The organism is Malaciobacter sp. (assembly GCF_055140965.1).
Genome location: NZ_JBSRRO010000013.1, coordinates 1 through 17,908 on the forward strand (window position 1 = coordinate 1; position 17,908 = coordinate 17,908).

Below are 17,908 nucleotides of genomic sequence, written 5' to 3' on the forward strand. Positions count from 1 at the left end.
AATTAATACTAATACAAAAATATCTAAAAAAACCAATCCATTTAAAATCATTTTATCTTTTAAATTATCTTCATCTTGAGTCTTTAATAAATATTTTTCATCTAAATAGTTTATTTCTACTATAAATTCATCTTCAAAACTTTTTTTTGCAATTAAAATATGACCAAAAGTAAACTCTTTGAAAAAAAGAGTTTGACTGTTTTTGGGTTTTTCTTTTATTTTTTTAAGATTATGATTTTTTAAAATTTTATCAATTTTTGCTTTGTTATCATAATTTTCTAATATATTATTTGCAACTTTTACATATTTTTCTTTTATTAATTTATCTATTCTTTTTGAGTTTATATTATCAGTCCAAATACCAATAATTATCATAAGTGTTAAACTTGTAAAAAATAATATAGAGATTTTTTTAAAAATAGACATATTAACCTACAAACTTATATCCAATACCCCATATAGATTTTATATATATAGGGAATTTTGAATCATCACCAATTTTTTGTCTAATATTTGAAATATGCATATCAATAGTTCTATTTTTAGTATTAATATTTAAAGAAGTTGCATTAACTATTTGTTCTCTTGAAGAAACTTTATTTATATTCTCACATAAAAAAAGAAATATTTCATACTCTATTTTTGTTAAATCAATAGGATACTCTTCTAAGAAAACCTCTTTATTGATTTTATCAATAATAAAATCAGAAATGAAATGTTTTTCATTTAAACTTTTTTTTAAAATATTTTCAATTCTTAAAACAAGCTCTCTTGGTTCATAAGGCTTTGCTAAATAGTCATTAGCACCAAGCTCAAAACCATGTATTTTATTTCCTATATCTGCTCTTGCAGAAGAGATAATTATAGGAATATTAGAAATTTTTTGGATTTGTTTAAATAAGTCAAACCCATCCATCTCGGGCAACATTAAATCTAGTATGATTAGATTGAATTTTTTAGATTCTAATAATTTTAAAGCTTTTTTAGGATGAGAAATAGCAGTACAATCAAAATTATAATCTTTTAAGTATTCTACTATTAAACTCTGCATTTGAATATCATCTTCAATTAATAAAATTTTTTTATTCAACTTTCCACTCCTGTAGATAATGAGAAAATTTTTTTCTTTGTTCTTTTGTCAATATTTTATGTATTTTTTTTAATGTTTTAACTTCAAGCTCTACTGCTTCTTCTTCTATCTCTTCTGCAATATCTTCATATTTATCTTCATCAAAATAATCTTTTTTTATTAACTCTTGAAGCTTTTTTTCTTCATGTTGTTTATAATAATAAAACTTTTCATACCTTTTTTTATGAGAAATTAAAATTTTTTTTAATTTATGTTGTTGTGACTTATTAAGATTTAAAAAATCAAGATTTTTATAAATGTGGTTACTATCTTTTGCAAATAAAGTAAGACTATTTAATATTACTAAAATTATGAATACTCTTAATATCTTCATCTTCAATTAGTCCTTTTTCTATATTTTTATGACAAGCATTACAATTTGCTTTGGATTTAACTAAACTATTTAAAAAAATTTCTTTTCCTATATTTTTATGTTTTTCTTTCCAATAAATAGTATCTGTAATAGCTATTATATCTTTATTTTTTAAAGAATCCAAAATCATTACACTAGCTTCTTTTGTAGAAGTTTCAGCACTATTTTGTTCTAAAAACTTTAAAATTATATTATGCGTTTTTTTATCAACAGTTGCATCATCTCCAAAATGATTTTCTAAATTATTCATTAAATTATTCCATGAGTCTTTAGGTAAAAGAAAGGGAGGGATAAAGAGTATGACATGAAGCACACTCTTCGACAAAAAGCTCATTTTGTACTTTATAATTAATTGGCTTGTTAATTGAAGCTACTAAAATATTTTTTGGATTTATTAGATTAAATATTAAAAATGAAATTAATAATATAAACATAAGAGCTGCAAAAAGTTTTTGAAAAATATTTAGTTTTATACTTTTATTTTCTTTACTATTTTTATAGCCAGTAAAAATTGATTTTAAAGTTTCTACTTCTTTATGTAAAAATTTATCAAGTATAATACCAACTAGATGTAGAACAATTAAAAATATAAAGAAGTTTGCAAAAAACTCATGTAAGTCATCCATACTTTTCATATTTTTAAAAAAAGTCTCATTTAAAAAACTTAAGATACCTTTTCCTTCTTGTATCCCATATGTTAATACTCCTGTTAAAATGATAAGTAAAGTACAAACTAGCATAGTAATCATTACATATGAGGCTGCTGGATTATGACCTATATATTTTGACTCTTTTTTTAAGATATTTGAAGAGTATTCTTTTATCTTTTTTGTTGGAAAGTCTTTAAATTTTGAATATTTAGGTCCAAAAAATCCCCATAAAATTCTAAAAACTAAAAGAATTAATACAGCATAACCAACTATTGCATGATAGTTTAACAAATGGTCATCATCTGTTAAAAAAGCTATTAAAATTCCTACTACAAAAAGCCAGTGAAAGGCTCTTGTAGGAAGTGACCAAATATATGATTTATTCATTTTAATCCTCCCATTTTCCATAGTTTGGAATATCTACGTCATCATCATTAAAAATAGCTTTTTTTGCACCTTGATGACAAGCAGTACAATTAAATAAACCTTTTACTTCTTTTTGAGTAATTAGATGTTTTTTAATTTCTTTATGTTTTTTATGAATATATGGTGTTTTTGAAATAGCAATATAAATTTTATTTTTTGGAATACTTTGTACTATCTTTCTACTTCTTTTATAATTCATATTTTTTTCAGCACTATTTTCCTTTAAAAACTTTGATAGAGTTTGAAATGTTTTTTTATCAATTGTTGCATCATCTCCAAAATGATTTTCTAAATCAGACATTAATTTTTCCCAAGAATTTTGAGGTAAAAGTCCAGGAAAATATGCAAAATGACAAGCTCCACACTCATTTATATATAAGTCATTTGATACTAGTGGAACATCTTTTTTTATATTATTACTAAATAAAGATAAGTTTATAAAAATTAATAAAATTAAAGTTTTCATTTTTATCCTTACTTATTTAAAATATAAACTAGTACATCACCTTTTTCTTGTGCTGTACCAACTCTATTATATACATCTTTGAAATTTCTTCTTAGCCATTTTTTCACTTTTTTTACATCAGTTAATCTTGTAGGGTTTACTTTTTTTGATAAAGGTTCTATCTCTTTTGCTGTAAAATAGTTTTCACTTTTTTTTGTTAAATCTATACCATGGCATGAAGTACATGCAATCTTTTTCCCTTTTTTCCCAATATGTTTAGAAGTAAAGATTCCTTCACCTCTTTTAATATTAAACTCTTTAAAGTTTGGATTTTCTTTTGTTGCTTCTTTTTTTAAATTGCTTAAATAAGTATTTAGTTCACTACTAAAAGAGAAAGTAGCAAAGATAAATATTAGAAGTAAATTTTTCATCTTGATTCCTTTGTATTTCGTATTATTTTGAAAGTATAAAGGAATAGTTTAAATTTTTTATGTAGAGTTTCTTGACAGTTTCTTTACATTTAAAAGATTGATAATTTAGTTTTTGATGTAAATAGTTCTAAGGCTTTTGTTCCAGCGTGTGAATTTCCTTTTGCATTTAATCTTGGTGAGTAAACACAAATTGACATTTTTTTAGGAACTACGGCTACTATTCCACCTCCAACACCACTTTTACCAGGAAGTCCCACATGAAAAGCAAAATCTCCTGATGCATCATAGTGACCACAAGTTAACATTAAAGAGTTAACTCTTTTTGCTCTTGAAGAGTTTATATAAATCTCTTTTGTATCAGGATCTTTTCCATGATTTGCTAAATATAGCATTGATTTTGCCAATTGCTCACAATTCATCATCAAAGAACACTGTTTAAAATAAGTATCTAAAGTATTTTCTATTGGATTTTTTATATTGTTAAAACTTTTCATTAAACTTGCTAAAGCTTGATTTCTAAAACCATGTTTTAATTCAGAATCAAATATCTCTTTATTATAAGTTATATCTTCTTTACAAAGTTTATTAATAAAGTTATTAATTGCTTCAAAGGCTTTTTCTTTTGTTTTATAGTATGAAAGTAAAGTGTCTGTTGTAACTATTGCACCTGCATTAATAAATGGGTTTCTTGGAATACCTTTTTCATATTCTAGTTGAATAAGTGAGTTAAAAGGATTACCTGATGGTTCATGCCATACTCTTTTATAAAGTTTAGTTGAATAAAGTTCTAAAGCCATACTAAAAGTAAAAACTTTTGAAATACTTTGAATAGAAAATTTTTTATTATATGAGCCAATATTATAAGAAGTTCCATCTAGTAAATGAATACTCATGGCAAAATCATCTGCATCTACTTGTTTAAGTGCTGGAATATAACTAGCAACTTTTCCTTTTGTAAGTTCAGGTTGGATTTGTTCATAAATTTCTTCAAGAATAGTTTGATAGTTCATTTTAATCCTTTAGAGGTATTATACCTCTAAAAAGACTATTTTCTAATTACGTATTTAATAGTTGGACCACTACTATCTACTTCTAAAACTTCATATCCATGATTTTTTGCATCTGCTGGAATATTATTGATACTTTGTGGACAATCACTAATTACCTCTAATATTTCACCTTTTTTTAAATCTTTCATTGTTTCAAGTGCATTTACTGCTGGATATGGGCAAGGTTCCCCTTGCATATCAAGTCTATAATCTGGAACAATTTCATCTTTTTTCATTTTAATTCCTTATTTATCTATTTATTGATTTCTTTAAATATCTTTTTTCTAATACTAAAATAAGTATAAAAAGAAGAACTAATAGGCCATAATTTAAGAATAATCCACCATAATTACCAAATGATTCAAGTAAATTAATTTTTGGCCAGCTTGTAGCTAATTGTAGTGATAAATCATCCCAAACAAAAGCTAGTAGTGTTGAACCTATAACATTTCCAATTCCAACTACCCAAAAATGAACTTGTCCTTCAACAGCTCTATACATCCAACCACATTCGCAACCACCAGCTAAAACAATACCAAATCCAAATAAAACACCGCCAATAATTGCATTTGGTCCTGCCCACATGATTTTTGCAGGTTGTCCCATTGTAATATATGAAAATACACCAATTGTTGCAACTACCATACCAATAACAATTGCTTTTGCCATTTGGCTTCTACCTGTTGTAAAAATATCTCTAAATGCAGATGTAAAACATATTTGAGCTTTTGCAATTGCTAAACCAAAAGCACTACCAAATAACATTGCCATTCCAAGTTTTGTACTACCTTGAACAAAAATTAGATAAACTGCCCATAAAAGAACTGCAATAAATACTATGCTTCCTAATTTAAAAAGATTATTTACTCTTTTTTTATCAGTATGTAACTCTTTTGAGCACGATACTTTTTTTAGTTTAATTTTTGATTGGAAAAATGGAAGTAGTGAAAATTTAGCACCTAAATATACCCCTAAAATCATAGCAAGAGTAAACATCCAAGCATGAAATGAAAATTGTGGAATACCAGTAAAGAAACTTGCAAGGTTACAACCCATACCAAGTCTTGCTCCAAAACCTGCAATAATACCACCTATTAAAGCTTGATAAACTCTAGTACTACTTACAGGCATTCTAAGTTTTACATTATTTCCCCAAAATGCAGCAGCAATACAACCTGCAAACATACCAATAATCATAACACCATCAATTCTTGTAAAAATATTACCATCCATATTCATGATTTTGTAATATCCCCAAGTAGATAAATCCACACCAAAGGCTTCAAGAATATGTCCACCCCATCTAGTAAATTCACCAGTTACAGCCCAATAAGTTCCAGTAATACCAAAGTAATAAGCCGATAAAATTCCAAGTGCAATAACAGCAGGAATAGGTGCCCAAAACTTAACTAAAAAATCTCTTTTGAAATTTTGCCAAAAGTTCATGCATTCTCCTAACAATGATAAAATAATTTTGAAAGTATGGTTAAAAGTAAATAAGTTATAACCATAAAAATATAAGACAGAACTTGAAAGAATAAGGTCAAGATGTCAGTTTGTACCACAAACCTAAAAATGAATATTAACTAAAATAACTTTAATATAAATTAAAAAGGTAAAGAAAATTTACCATTTTAAAATTGCTTATATAGAATTACACTCCAAGTTATTGTGCAGATAGATATACTTGAAAATACAATTAAGCTTCCAACATCTTTAGCTTTTTTTGCCATAGGGTTAAAATCTAAGGTAACAAGGTCAACAGTTCTTTCTATAGCACTATTAATTACTTCTGATAAAAGTACACCACTAAAAGTGATAAACATAAGTAGTTTATTTGTTAATGAAGTGTCAATATAGAAAATTATAGGAATAAAAATAAAAGCACAAAGTAACTCAATTTTAAAAGAGGTTTCATTCTTTAAAATATCTTTTAGTCCATCAATAGCATAACTAGTATTTTTAAATAAGTTATATTTTGGTTGATTTCTCATCTATTCCTCATTTCTAATAGTTGATAAAATATCTAAATCTTTTTTGTAGATGTTTGTATCCACTTCAAACATTCCAAGCATTGTATGAAATAGATTATCTTGTGAAAAAGGTTTATCTTTTATTTCATTTAATTTTTTAACATCTAAATCTTCTTTCATACTTTCTCCAAACCACATTAAAGAAGCAACATGTGTTTGAGTATCAGGGGCCATAAAATAGGGTAAACCATGTAAATAAAGTCCATTCTCTCCTAAACTTTCTCCATGGTCACTCATGTAAACCATAGCTGTTTCATAATTTTTAGAGTAAGGTTTTAAAAAGTTAATTACTTTAGATAAGAATGCATCAGTATGTAATATGGCATTGTCGTATGCATTGTTTATCTCTTCTACTGTACACTTTTCTAATTGATTTGTTTTGCAAACAGGAGTGAACTTTTCATACTCTTTAGGGTATCTTTTATAGTATGCAGGCCCATGATTACCCATTTGATGAAGAACAATTAAAATATCACCATTTTTATTCTCTTCAATATAGTTATCAAGACCTATAAGCATACCTTCATCTCTGCACTCTCCATCTTTTTCACAAATAGTATTAGTTTTTGAGCTTCTAAAATCTTCATATTTAACTCTTAAAGCTACACCTTTTGAATCAGAGTTATTATCTCTCCATAAAACATTTACTTGTTTTGTATGAGTTAATACATCTAAAACATTTTCATTTGTAATTCCTTTTTTATAACTATAATCATCTCTGTCAAATTTAGAGAACATACAAGGTACAGAGTGTGCTGTTGAAGTTCCACATGAAGCCATTTTAGAGAAGTTATAAACTTCTTCTTGGTTTAATAAAGGATTAGTTTCTCTTTTATAACCATTTAGTGAGAATCTATCAGCTCTTGTAGCTTCACCTACAACCATAATGATTAGTTCTTTTTTATCTTCTACTTCTTCATTAATTTTTGCATCATTACCTACTTCTTTAACTATGATTTTTCCAGTATAAATGGTTTTTTTTGTATATCTCATAACACTATACATCCAAAAAGTAGGATTTGCATAGTATCTTAATGTTTTATGTTCTCTAAAAAATGAAGTATAAAATTTACTAAAACTAAGTACATTTACTAAAATAATAATAAAAAGTAAAGAGAGGATTTTTATTTTTTTTATAGATTCTTGTTTAAAATTGCCATAAGAAATTTTTACTTTATAGATAAAAATACTGGGAATAATACCTAAAAGTACTACATATAAAATTAGTTGAAAACTAAATAAATCAAAAGACTCCTCAATATTTGTTTGTAAAGAGTTTCTAATCATACTATGGTCAATTACAACATTATAAGTATCCATAAAGTAAGCTGCAAAAGAAGAGATTATAAGAACCAAAATAGTAAAAGGTTTAAAGATATATTTTGAACTTAGCAGACTTAAAACAAAAGATATAAAAGCAAATAAAGCGATAGTTATGCTAATTGCATAGAGTATGTTTATTCCTGTAAAACTATAAGTTAGAAAAAAATTTTTATAAAATGAAAAGTTATAAAAAGTAGTTAAAAGTATAGATAGCCATATTATTAGTTTGTATTGTGAGAATGAACCCATTTGTTTCCTTATTATTAGTTTGTATTGTGAGAATGAACCCATTTGTTTCCTTTAAATATTATAAAGAATTATAGGCTCTGTGCATTAATATTGTGTGAACAAATTGTTAACAAAAAGTAATAAACTATTTCAATAGTCTACTACTTGTCTTTAAAGGTGTCTCTAATTTTAAGAAACTCCTCTAAATGTTCAAAAAAGATATCAACTAACTTAGGATCAAAATGTTTTGCTCTCTCTTCTTTAAAGAGTTTAAAAATCCTATCATCTTCCCAAGCTTTTTTATAGCATCTGTCACTTCCTAAAGCATCAAATACATCAGCTAAAGCTGTAATTCTTCCAAAAATATGAATCTCTTCTTCTTTTAGACCATTAGGGTAACCACTTCCATCCCATTTTTCATGATGTTGAAAAGATACAATAGCAGCAGTTTTTAATAAAGGTCTATCTGAATGTTTAAGCATCTCATAGCCTAGTTTTGCATGGGTATTCATAATTTCTCTTTCTTTCTCATCAAATCTTCCAGGTTTGTTAAGTATTGAGTCTGCAATGGCAACTTTTCCTATATCATGCATTGGGCTTGCTTGTTTTAAAAGTTCTGCTTCTTTAGAAGAAAGACCATAATGAAGTGCTAATATTTTTGAATACTCAGCAACTCTTTTTACATGATTGCCTGTTTCTTTACTTCTACTTTCTCCAATAGCACCCATAGTAAAAACAACTTCTTTTTGAGTATCTTCTATCTCTTTATTTAAGTGTTTTATGGTTTTTAATCCTTCTTGTACTTTTAATTTTATTTCATCAAAACTAAGTGCAACATTTTTATTAACTTTGTATGCTAAAAAAATTATAAAAATAATAGTTAATATTAATAATACAATAACAAATGTATATGTAGTTTGAATGAAATCAGAAGATAAAATTTCAATTTCATCTTCAATTTTTGAATTTAATAGTTTATTTTTATTAACAATTTTTTCAATTTTTGAATGTAATAATTTCTCTTTTTCTTTTATCTTTTCTAATTCTAAAATATAATTTGCAACATTATTAACAATTTTTATATAATTAAAAAGTTTTGGATTATTGTATTCATTTTTTAAAGAGTTTAATCTTTCAATTAAAATTTTTAAATATTTTTCATTTTTGTGTTGAAAAAGCAATTCTTTACTATAATATTTTATGTCAGAAAACTTTGTGATTAGTTTTAAATTTTTTGTTCTTAAAATATCTATTTCAATATTTTTTCTAATTTTACTCTCTTTTGGATACTCTTTTTTAAATAAATTTTTAAGTTCAATTTTTCTTTTTTGTAAGTTAAAAATTGTATCAAACTTCTCTTCAATTTTTTTTTCAGATTTTGAAAGCAATAATAAGTGTTTAAGTATATTTGGATGTTTATGAATATCTTGAATTAAATAATCTAAAGTATCGTCTTTATCATCTATTAAAAGTTTTTTCTTAATTTTTTCAAACTTTTTTTCATTTATAGTAAACTCTTTTTTTATTATTTCTAATTCTTTTAAGTTTTGAGATGTAATGATATCTTTTACTAATAGATTCATATTCTCTTGCATTAATACAAGTTTAGAAATATTTTTTCTTGAGACTTCATTTTCTTTTAATTTTTTAAGAACTATGCTATTTACCAAAAAAATTGACAAAACTAAAAAACTATCATTATAAAACTAATTTTTACTATTTTTTTAATATTCATAATTTAGTTCCTTTAAATATAAAATATACTTTTGTACCAATATTTTCTTCACTTTGAAGTTTTATTTCTCCTTTGTGAATTTTAACAATCTTTTCTACAATTGACATTCCAAGTCCAGTACCACCTGATTCTTTATTCCTACTTTTATCTGTCCTATAAAATTTATCAAAGATTTTTTCTTGATCTTGCTTTGAAATACCAATTCCTTTATCTTCTATACAAATGATATTGTTATTTCTATCTTTATAATTAGAAATAGTAACTGCGGTATTTTCATAACTAAAAGTGATTGCATTTTTTAAAATATTTTTTATAGCTATTTTTAAAAGCTTATGATGACCTTTTATTTGTATAGGCTCTTTTATTTGACATAAAAGATTAATATTTTTTAGTTTTGCAAAGGATTGCATCTCTTTATAAGCTTCAAGTGATACCTCATCTAAATATATATCTTCTTCTTTTCTCTCTAATACTTCATGTTCATTTTTAGCTAAAAATAATAAGTCATTAATTGTTTGCTGGATAGTAAGAATTTCATCTAAGCAGTTTGATAAAGTATTTTTATATTCATTTAAACTTCTATCTTTTCTAAGAGCTATTTCAATTTCTCCTCTTATTATTGTAAGTGGAGTTTTTAATTCATGTGATGCATCCGAGCTAAACTGAGAAATTTGATTAAAAGATATTTCAAGTCTTTGTAAAAGATTATTTATCTCTTGTGAGAGTAAATCTATCTCATCGTTTTTATTTTTTGATTCTAATCTTTTTGATAAATCACTTGCATTTATACTTTTTAAATTTTGAAGTAGTTTTTCAATAGGTAAAAAAGATTTATAAATTAAGAAATATCCACCAATAATAGATAAAACTAAAATAATAGGGACTATAAAAAGTAGAATATAAATTAGATTTTCTAAAGTAGAGTTTATAGTTGAGAAGTTCGTAGCAACTTCTAAAACATAATAGTTTTTATCCATTTGTATTTTTAATCTACTAATTATATATTGTTCTTTATATTCAAAGTCTATATAGTTTAAAGTAAGAGCTTTTAGGTATTTGTTTTGTATTTTTATATCACTTGGAAAGTTTGTATTTTTTATCTCTTTGTATTTATTCTCTTCTTTTAAAAGTCTTATATATAAAGGTTCAAATTTATACTCTTTTTCTTCATCAAACTCTCTTGAAATTAGCTCTTTTTTATGCTCAATAATGTCATCAACAATATCAAGTAAAATTACTTTTAAAGTAGCTTCTAACTTATCCTTTGATGAAATCTCTAATGTTTTATAAATAGAAAAAGAGAAAAGCATTAAGATTAATACTTGAATAAAGATATTATAAATAAGAAGTTTTCTTTTAATAGATAGATTAATCATCGCTTATTTTAAACCCTAAGCCTCTTATAGTTTTGATAAGTTTCTTTTCATATGGCTTATCAATTTTATTTCTTAGTCTATAAATATATACATTTACAACATTACTCATATTTATATCATCCATATTACTTAAAGATGAACTAATTACACTTTCTGATAGAACTTTGTTTTGATTTTTTATTAAAAACTCTAAAAGTGCAAACTCTTTAGCAGTAAGGTTTATAATATCTTCTGCTCTTTTAGCTACTTTAGTCAAAAGGTCTAATTGTAAGTCAGCAAGTTTTAAAATTGTTTGATTTTGATTATTAGCTCTTAATTGTACTCGAATTCTTGCAAGTAGTTCACTAAATGAAAAAGGCTTAGCTAAATAATCATTTGCTCCAATATCTAAGCCTTTTATTTTATCTTCAGTTGAATCTTTTGCTGTAAGCATTATAATTGGAGTATTTATAGAATTATTTCTAAGTATTTTACATACTTCGATACCATTTTTAATAGGAAGCATTATATCAAGTAGTATTAAATCATAGTTATTTACACTAGCTAAGTAAATACCCTCATCTCCATTTAATGAGAAATCAATAGTATAAGACTCTTCTTCAAGTCCTTTTTTTAAAAAATTTACGATTTTTTCATCATCTTCTATAATTAAAATTTTCATAATTAAATTATAGTAAAAAAATATGAATATAATATGAATACTAATTGTTTATTAGTTTTAAAAGAGTTATTTCACTGTCTGCTTTATATCTAAAATCAATTCCCCAAGTTCCTAATCCTTTATTTACATAAATACAAGTTTTCTTTTTATAAAAAACTCCTGCTAAAAAAGGTTGGAAAAGCCTTACAAAATAATGAAAAGGGAAAATCTGACCACCGTGGGTATGTCCACATAAAAAAAGTTTGGTATTTGAATTTACTGCTAAAGAGTAATCTTTTGGTTGATGTGCAAGTAAGATTGAATCTTTATTGTTTTTTAAAAAGTCAAAGACTTTTTTTTCTTCTCTTTTTATTTTAAAATACTTTGAGAATCTATCACTTATTCCAGCAAGGGCGATATCTTTATTTTGGTATCTTATAAAAGCAGTTTTATTATCTAAAAAAGTAAAATTTGATAAAAGTATATTTAGATTTTTTATTCCATAAAATAGATCATGGTTACCACTTATATAAAATACCTTTTTTAAAAGATTTAAAGCTTCAAGCTGAGGTATTATTTTATTTGGCTTACAATCAATAATATCTCCTGTAAGAGCTAAGAAATCATATTCTAAGTCATTGCAAAAGTTTACTAACTTTTCAATTTCTTCTACTTTTGTTTTTTTATTTATATGTAAATCACTTAAGTGAAGAATTTGCAAACCATACAAATTCTCACTTTCAACCCTAAGGTTTTTTATTTCAAGTTCGGGAAGTCTCATAGGAAAACTTTTTCTAAATCATCTTTTGAAATAAACTTTATACTTTTTATTACGCCATCTTCAAGTTTATATAAAGTTGACATTCCATCTTTTGCTTTAAACCTATCATCTTTTTCATCATAGATTAGAAGAATTTCATGTTTATAGTTCTTCATTTTTGGTAAGGCAAACATCTTTGTAATAAACATAGGCATTCCTGAAATATTTGCTATAAAAACAGCATTGTGATTTTTAAGGAAGTCAGGGTTTTTTTCCTCTAAGAACTCATTTACCTCTTTTCCTGTTCCTTTTTCAAAAGAGACAATTATTATTTGTACCTTTTCATCAATTGTCTTTTTCTCATCAAATTGATTAGTCAAAGAGAAATTAGATATTTTTTCATTTACAAGTAATTCTTGTGAAAAAGCATAAAGTACTAAAGAAAGAAGTAGAATAATTTTTTTCATAAATTTATCCTTTTATATAATCTAAATGATATGAAATATCTATTTGATCTCTAACTGTTAGAAAAAGCATTGTTGGTGGCTCAAGATTAAATGATGTTAAGTTAATAGAAAATTTTCCATCTAAAACTAAGTGGTTATTTTCCTCTTTTATTTGTGTAAGAGAGCTAACTTCTTTTTCTATACCATTTAAAGTAAGAAAACCTTTGATTAAAAAATTATTGTCAAGTTTTTCTATAGAATCAAGTTTAAATGATATTTGAGGGAAAGTTTCTGAATGTAGTGTTTCATACATATTTAAATCTCTTTTTTCATCGTCACTATGAAGTGAAAAAATTGTTAATGAGATAGTTCCTTTTAATGAACTTAACTTTTTATTCATTGTAAGATGTGAAATAATATCTTTTGTAGATGGATTGATGTTTTTATCTCCAAAAACCTCTGTATGTGCTTTTATCTCTCCCTCTACAAATTGTAGATTTTGAGCATTTGCAGAACTTAAAAGTGCTGCAAATATTAATGTAAATACTAATTTAGCCATGGTAACTCCTTTTTTTGTGATTGTTGTGTTATTAAAATTCTGATTAAGCAAACTAAAAATATAACTGGAACAAAATATGTTAAATTTTCTAAAGCTACAAATAATCCAGCTCCTGATGCAGCCCATCCAATAAATACCATATAAATACCTAATATTTTTAAATCTTTTTTTACGATAGTTTGAAGTATTACTACATTGTAAAAAGAGATTACAAAAGGATAAACAAGTGATAAAATAAAAGCTTCATGTAAGAAATAAAATAGATATGAAAGTGCAAAAAGAGTTAAAATTAAAAGCTCTTTTTGTGTTTTCTCTATCTTTATATAAAAAGCACTTACTACTCCAATTAGATGAAAAATAATTATCTCTAGGGTAAAACCATCTCTCCAAATAGAAGTACTTAAATCCCTAGAAAGTGTTTCAAACAAAGTTGAATCAAGGAAAATCCATAAAACCATCACAAATAGTGAGTATGAATAGTTATTACTTGTTAAATCTTTATTCTCTTTTTGATTTAAAAATAGTGAAGCTATAATAGTAATTATTGTAAAAACAATTGCAATAGAACCTCTTTTTGAAGCATCATAAGTAAACATAAATGTTCCTACAGTATATGAGATACCAAGGGCTAATCCTAATTGTAAACTTGAAGCTTTTTTTAGCTCATTTATAAGTAATGGTGCTAAAGCTCCTACGCTAACTCCAAGTATAAACAAAAGTATGCCATTTAGATTTGGATAGAAAAAGCTAACAGCTAATTGAATAAGTAAAAATGAAAATATCTTATTTTGATTTGTTATTTTAATATAATAAGCTAAAACAGAACCAATAACACCTCCAATAGGAAGTGGAGCTATAACAAATATATTTGAAGAAAAGTGTTCAACAATACCAGTTTGTGCGATAAGTAAATAGTAACATAACTCAAAAGCTATGAAAAAGACTAGGGCTAGTTTTTGCATAATTGCTCCTTTTTGTAAAAATAAAGTAGATAAAAAAGCACCATTGAAATATCAAAAGCTGATATAAATAGTGCAATAATTTCTAAAGTTCCTGCTGTATAAAGTGAGAAAAATAATGAGCTAATAAAAACTCTAATGAAAACAGTTAGTTTTGTAAGTATTGATTCATACTCTTTATACTTTAAAGCTAAAAAATGAATAAGTCCTGTTGTACTTACAAAAGCAAAAACTATATATTCGTATTTGCCTTCAAAATTAAAATTTAAACTAGGATATATAAAACTTGCAAGAAGAATTAAAAACACTCCTCCTAAACCATCACTTAAAAATCCAAAAAGGTTATACTTTTGTAAGTTTGTAAATTGATATTTTATATTTAAAAAAGCAAGAAGTGAAAAAAAAGCAAAAATACCAAAGATGGTTCTTGCAATCCAAAAGTTATAAATAGATGCTTTTAAAACTCCTGCTTGAACAAATCCACTAAGAGATAAAACAGTAAATATTCCTATAATACCAAAAAGATAAAAGCTATAAAATTTCAGTGTTTGAAGCTCTTTTATATGCGAAACAAACATTGAGATAACCATAAAAAAAACAGAAATTCCCATAGCAACATGAGCATGAGCTACTATTAAATCATTTCTATGAAATAACCATCTAAATTGGGGAATAAACAAAATATTTCCTTCAATATCCACAAAAAGAAATGAAGCGATAGAAATAAGAAGTGCAAGTTTTGCAAATTTCTCTATCTTTGCATCTTTATACCATCTATATAATAAAGGTATATAAAATAGTGTAAGATATTGGAAAAACCACTCTTGGTTATAAGTTAGCTCTCCTATAAAACTTCTATAAAGAACTGAGATAATATAAAAAAATAAAGGAGTAATCCAAAAAATATTCCATCTAGCTTTAAACTCATTTTGACTTAGAAGTTTGATGATTAAATAATAAATAGGAATTAGAGCAAAGCTCATCCCTAGTGTATTATCTCCATGAGGTCCAGAAATAGTTTTTTCTACTTGCCCAATTGTAGGATTCATAAGAACTAAAAGTGCAAGGGGAGCTGCAACTACAATATATAAAGAGACTTTAACCCATAAAGGTTTAATATCATATTGCTTAATGAATTTGTACAGAGCAACAATATAAAAAACTCCAGCAAGACTTAGAATAAAGTTTAACTCATAGGGAAAATCATAAAAAGCTAAACCCCTTGTATTCCCAAAAAGTAGTGAAGAAATCATAAATATTAAAAAGATATACCAAAAGATAGTATATAAATTTAAGTAAAAAAGCCCATCTTTACAAAAGCCCACTTCTTTGTTTATAAGTAAAAAAGGCAAATATGAAAGCATAAGTGGAATAAAACCATAAAGCATAAGAGAAATATGTAAGCTTCTTATATTTACTGGGTTTAATGTTGCTGAATCAATAAAAACACCAAGTAAATTTACAGAGTATAAAATACCAAAAAATAGACCTAAAAAGAAAAAAACTAAAGATATTCTAAACTGTTTTTCAATAAAAATATTAAAGTTGTCCATCTTTTACCTCCACTACATTATCAGCAAGTTTTGCTAAGCTTTTATCATGAGTAGCCACTATAATAGTTACCCCTTCTTTTGATAGTTTTTTAAATATATTAAATACATTTAATGAGTTTTTAGAGTCTAAATTTCCTGTTGGTTCATCTGCAAAAACAACACGAGGGTTATTTATTAAAGCTCTTGCTATTGCAACTCTTTGTCTTTGGCCTCCTGATATTTCATTTGGGTAAGAATTAGTGAGTTTTGAGATATCTAAAAGTGAAAGTAAGTTATTTATCTCTTCAAGACTTGCTTTTTCGTTTGCAAGAAGTATATTCTCTTTTACACTTAAATAGTTTATTAAATAGTGAAATTGAAAAACAAAGCCAATATTTTTTTGCCTAAATTTATCTATATTTTTAATGCTATTGTAGTTTTGATTCTCAAAGATAATTTCGCCACTATTTGCTTTTAGAAGAGTGGATAAAATAGACAGAAGAGTTGTTTTCCCACTACCACTTTCTCCTACAAGTGCTGTAAAAGAACCTTTTTTTATATTTAGGTTTATATTTTTTAAAACTACTTCTTTATCATAGTTTTTGCAGATGTTTTTTAAAGTAATCATATTCTATCTCCTTGTATTAAAACCATTGGATCAGTTTTTGAAGCATTTAGTGCAGGAATAATTGAGCCTAAAATAGAGATAGCTAAAGTTGTAAAAAGAATAAAAATAGCTATTTCAAAACTAATTTCACCATTTACATAACCATGTAAAAAAGAACTATTTTTAATAAAATATAAAACCAAACTTGAGATACCAAGGGCAATGATAAAGCTAAAAACTCCTAAAATAAGAGATTCATTAATAATTTGTAAAACTATCTTATTCATAGAAATACCAAGGGCTCTTTTAATTCCAAATTCACTTTTTCTTTGGTTTATAGTGATACTTAAAATTGAAGCAATAGTTAAAAGTCCCATACAAAAAGAGATAAATGAAATCACATTTGATGAGGTTTTTATTATCTTAAATTGGTTGTAGTTATCCACAAAGCTATTTGTAGACTTTGCTTCAATATTTTTATCTAAAAGATTTATTTTGGATACTAGCTTTTCTATGTCTGTGTCTATTTTGCTATTTACCATAATCATTGAAGCACTTTTGTTAAAAATGATACTTGCATCACTAATATTTAGTACAACACCACCATTTTCAAAACCTATATCACTTTGAAATACACCAGAGACTTTGTATTTGTTATTTGAAATTAAAACTTCATTTTTGTTTTTTAGATTTTCATAGATTGATTTTCCTAAAAGCACTTCGTTTTGTTTTGGATATGAACCTTTGATTAATTTGTAGTTTTCAAATCTATTTTTACTAACTCCATAAACAGCAACAATTGGTAAGTCTCCTACTATCGAAGCTGCAACAATAATTGCAGATGTTTTTGTAACTTCATTTAATGTCTTAATTCTCTTAATTAGATTTATATTAACATTCGAAAAAAATGTATCTGAAATATTTTTTTGAGTAATTATGATATCCCCATCACTTTTTAACATTGAAGAGTACATAGAAACTATCCCATTTGATATTGAAGTGATTAAGAAAATTGAACTAATAGAAAAAACTAAACTTAAGATTATAAGTGATGTTTTTAATCTATTTGCTTTTATTGCTTTAAAAGCGTATGCCATTTTTTTCCTTTTTTTATTATTTATGAAAATTTACCAAGTACTAATGAATAGTTTATGAATTAAATATGAATTTTTATTCATCTAAAAGTAATTTATGAAAAAGAGCTTAA

The 17,908-nt window shown here is 25.5% G+C and carries 22 protein-coding genes; all 22 read right to left on the reverse strand.

Annotation, left to right across the window (positions count from 1 at the left end):
- Positions 1–426: hypothetical protein (locus tag ACTCCZ_RS05365; protein WP_463187174.1), on the reverse strand; the 426-nt coding region annotated here is incomplete at its 3' end.
- Position 427: 1 nt separating this feature from the next.
- Entirely contained in the window at positions 428–1,090 is a 663-nt protein-coding gene (locus tag ACTCCZ_RS05370) for a response regulator transcription factor (RefSeq protein WP_079578170.1), read from the reverse strand.
- Positions 1,083–1,463 carry a Spy/CpxP family protein refolding chaperone gene (locus ACTCCZ_RS05375; RefSeq protein WP_079578171.1) on the reverse strand — a complete coding sequence of 127 codons (381 nt, stop codon included), beginning with the start codon at positions 1,461–1,463 and terminating at the stop codon, positions 1,083–1,085. Before ACTCCZ_RS05375 ends, ACTCCZ_RS05370 begins: the two co-directional genes overlap by 8 nt.
- A complete protein-coding gene (locus ACTCCZ_RS05380) occupies positions 1,420–1,752 on the reverse strand; it encodes a cytochrome C (RefSeq protein WP_265734238.1) in 333 nt (110 codons plus the stop codon). Before ACTCCZ_RS05380 ends, ACTCCZ_RS05375 begins: the two co-directional genes overlap by 44 nt.
- A gap of 19 nt (positions 1,753–1,771) precedes the next feature.
- Complete coding sequence (locus tag ACTCCZ_RS05385) at positions 1,772–2,539, reverse strand: cytochrome b/b6 domain-containing protein (protein ID WP_079578173.1); 768 nt, start codon at positions 2,537–2,539, stop codon at positions 1,772–1,774.
- A gap of 1 nt (position 2,540) precedes the next feature.
- Positions 2,541–3,044, reverse strand: coding sequence for a cytochrome C (locus tag ACTCCZ_RS05390; RefSeq protein WP_079578174.1), 504 nt, complete (start codon positions 3,042–3,044; stop codon positions 2,541–2,543).
- An 8-nt stretch (positions 3,045–3,052) separates the two neighbouring features.
- Positions 3,053–3,454 (reverse strand): DUF1924 domain-containing protein, encoded by a 402-nt coding sequence (locus tag ACTCCZ_RS05395; protein ID WP_079578175.1) that lies wholly within the window; start codon positions 3,452–3,454, stop codon positions 3,053–3,055.
- A gap of 89 nt (positions 3,455–3,543) precedes the next feature.
- Positions 3,544–4,464: a glutaminase gene (locus tag ACTCCZ_RS05400; protein WP_079578176.1), complete on the reverse strand. Its 921-nt coding sequence runs from the start codon at positions 4,462–4,464 to the stop codon at positions 3,544–3,546.
- 35 nt (positions 4,465–4,499) lie between these two features.
- On the reverse strand, positions 4,500–4,739 hold the full coding sequence (yedF, locus tag ACTCCZ_RS05405; protein WP_079578177.1) for a sulfurtransferase-like selenium metabolism protein YedF: 240 nt from the start codon (positions 4,737–4,739) through the stop codon (positions 4,500–4,502).
- Between the two features lie 13 nt (positions 4,740–4,752).
- The gene (gene yedE, locus ACTCCZ_RS05410; protein ID WP_079578178.1) at positions 4,753–5,949 is read right to left on the reverse strand and encodes a selenium metabolism membrane protein YedE/FdhT; all 1,197 of its coding nucleotides are present in this window, start codon (positions 5,947–5,949) and stop codon (positions 4,753–4,755) included.
- Positions 5,950–6,137: 188 nt separating this feature from the next.
- Entirely contained in the window at positions 6,138–6,497 is a 360-nt protein-coding gene (locus ACTCCZ_RS05415) for a diacylglycerol kinase (RefSeq protein ID WP_079578179.1), read from the reverse strand.
- The gene (locus ACTCCZ_RS05420) at positions 6,498–8,150 is read right to left on the reverse strand and encodes a phosphoethanolamine transferase (RefSeq protein ID WP_463187176.1); all 1,653 of its coding nucleotides are present in this window, start codon (positions 8,148–8,150) and stop codon (positions 6,498–6,500) included.
- Between the two features lie 98 nt (positions 8,151–8,248).
- Positions 8,249–9,769 (reverse strand): HD-GYP domain-containing protein, encoded by a 1,521-nt coding sequence (locus tag ACTCCZ_RS05425; RefSeq protein WP_228145315.1) that lies wholly within the window; start codon positions 9,767–9,769, stop codon positions 8,249–8,251.
- A 49-nt stretch (positions 9,770–9,818) separates the two neighbouring features.
- The gene (locus ACTCCZ_RS05430; protein WP_079578181.1) at positions 9,819–11,198 is read right to left on the reverse strand and encodes a sensor histidine kinase; all 1,380 of its coding nucleotides are present in this window, start codon (positions 11,196–11,198) and stop codon (positions 9,819–9,821) included.
- Positions 11,191–11,859 (reverse strand): response regulator, encoded by a 669-nt coding sequence (locus ACTCCZ_RS05435; protein ID WP_079578182.1) that lies wholly within the window; start codon positions 11,857–11,859, stop codon positions 11,191–11,193. The genes ACTCCZ_RS05430 and ACTCCZ_RS05435 overlap by 8 nt, the downstream gene beginning before the upstream one ends.
- Before the next feature lie 40 nt (positions 11,860–11,899).
- Positions 11,900–12,619, reverse strand: coding sequence for a metallophosphoesterase (locus ACTCCZ_RS05440; RefSeq protein ID WP_079578183.1), 720 nt, complete (start codon positions 12,617–12,619; stop codon positions 11,900–11,902).
- Positions 12,616–13,065 carry a hypothetical protein gene (locus ACTCCZ_RS05445; protein ID WP_079578184.1) on the reverse strand — a complete coding sequence of 150 codons (450 nt, stop codon included), beginning with the start codon at positions 13,063–13,065 and terminating at the stop codon, positions 12,616–12,618. The genes ACTCCZ_RS05440 and ACTCCZ_RS05445 overlap by 4 nt, the downstream gene beginning before the upstream one ends.
- Before the next feature lie 4 nt (positions 13,066–13,069).
- Positions 13,070–13,603, reverse strand: a complete 534-nt coding sequence (locus ACTCCZ_RS05450) for a YceI family protein (RefSeq protein ID WP_079578185.1) — start codon at positions 13,601–13,603, stop codon at positions 13,070–13,072.
- On the reverse strand, positions 13,591–14,565 hold the full coding sequence (locus tag ACTCCZ_RS05455; protein WP_079578186.1) for a hypothetical protein: 975 nt from the start codon (positions 14,563–14,565) through the stop codon (positions 13,591–13,593). The genes ACTCCZ_RS05450 and ACTCCZ_RS05455 overlap by 13 nt, the downstream gene beginning before the upstream one ends.
- Positions 14,553–16,115, reverse strand: coding sequence for a hypothetical protein (locus ACTCCZ_RS05460; protein WP_079578187.1), 1,563 nt, complete (start codon positions 16,113–16,115; stop codon positions 14,553–14,555). Before ACTCCZ_RS05460 ends, ACTCCZ_RS05455 begins: the two co-directional genes overlap by 13 nt.
- On the reverse strand, positions 16,102–16,722 hold the full coding sequence (locus ACTCCZ_RS05465; RefSeq protein ID WP_079578188.1) for an ABC transporter ATP-binding protein: 621 nt from the start codon (positions 16,720–16,722) through the stop codon (positions 16,102–16,104). Before ACTCCZ_RS05465 ends, ACTCCZ_RS05460 begins: the two co-directional genes overlap by 14 nt.
- Entirely contained in the window at positions 16,719–17,798 is a 1,080-nt protein-coding gene (locus ACTCCZ_RS05470) for an ABC transporter permease (protein WP_079578189.1), read from the reverse strand. Before ACTCCZ_RS05470 ends, ACTCCZ_RS05465 begins: the two co-directional genes overlap by 4 nt.
- Positions 17,799–17,908 lie beyond the last annotated feature (110 nt).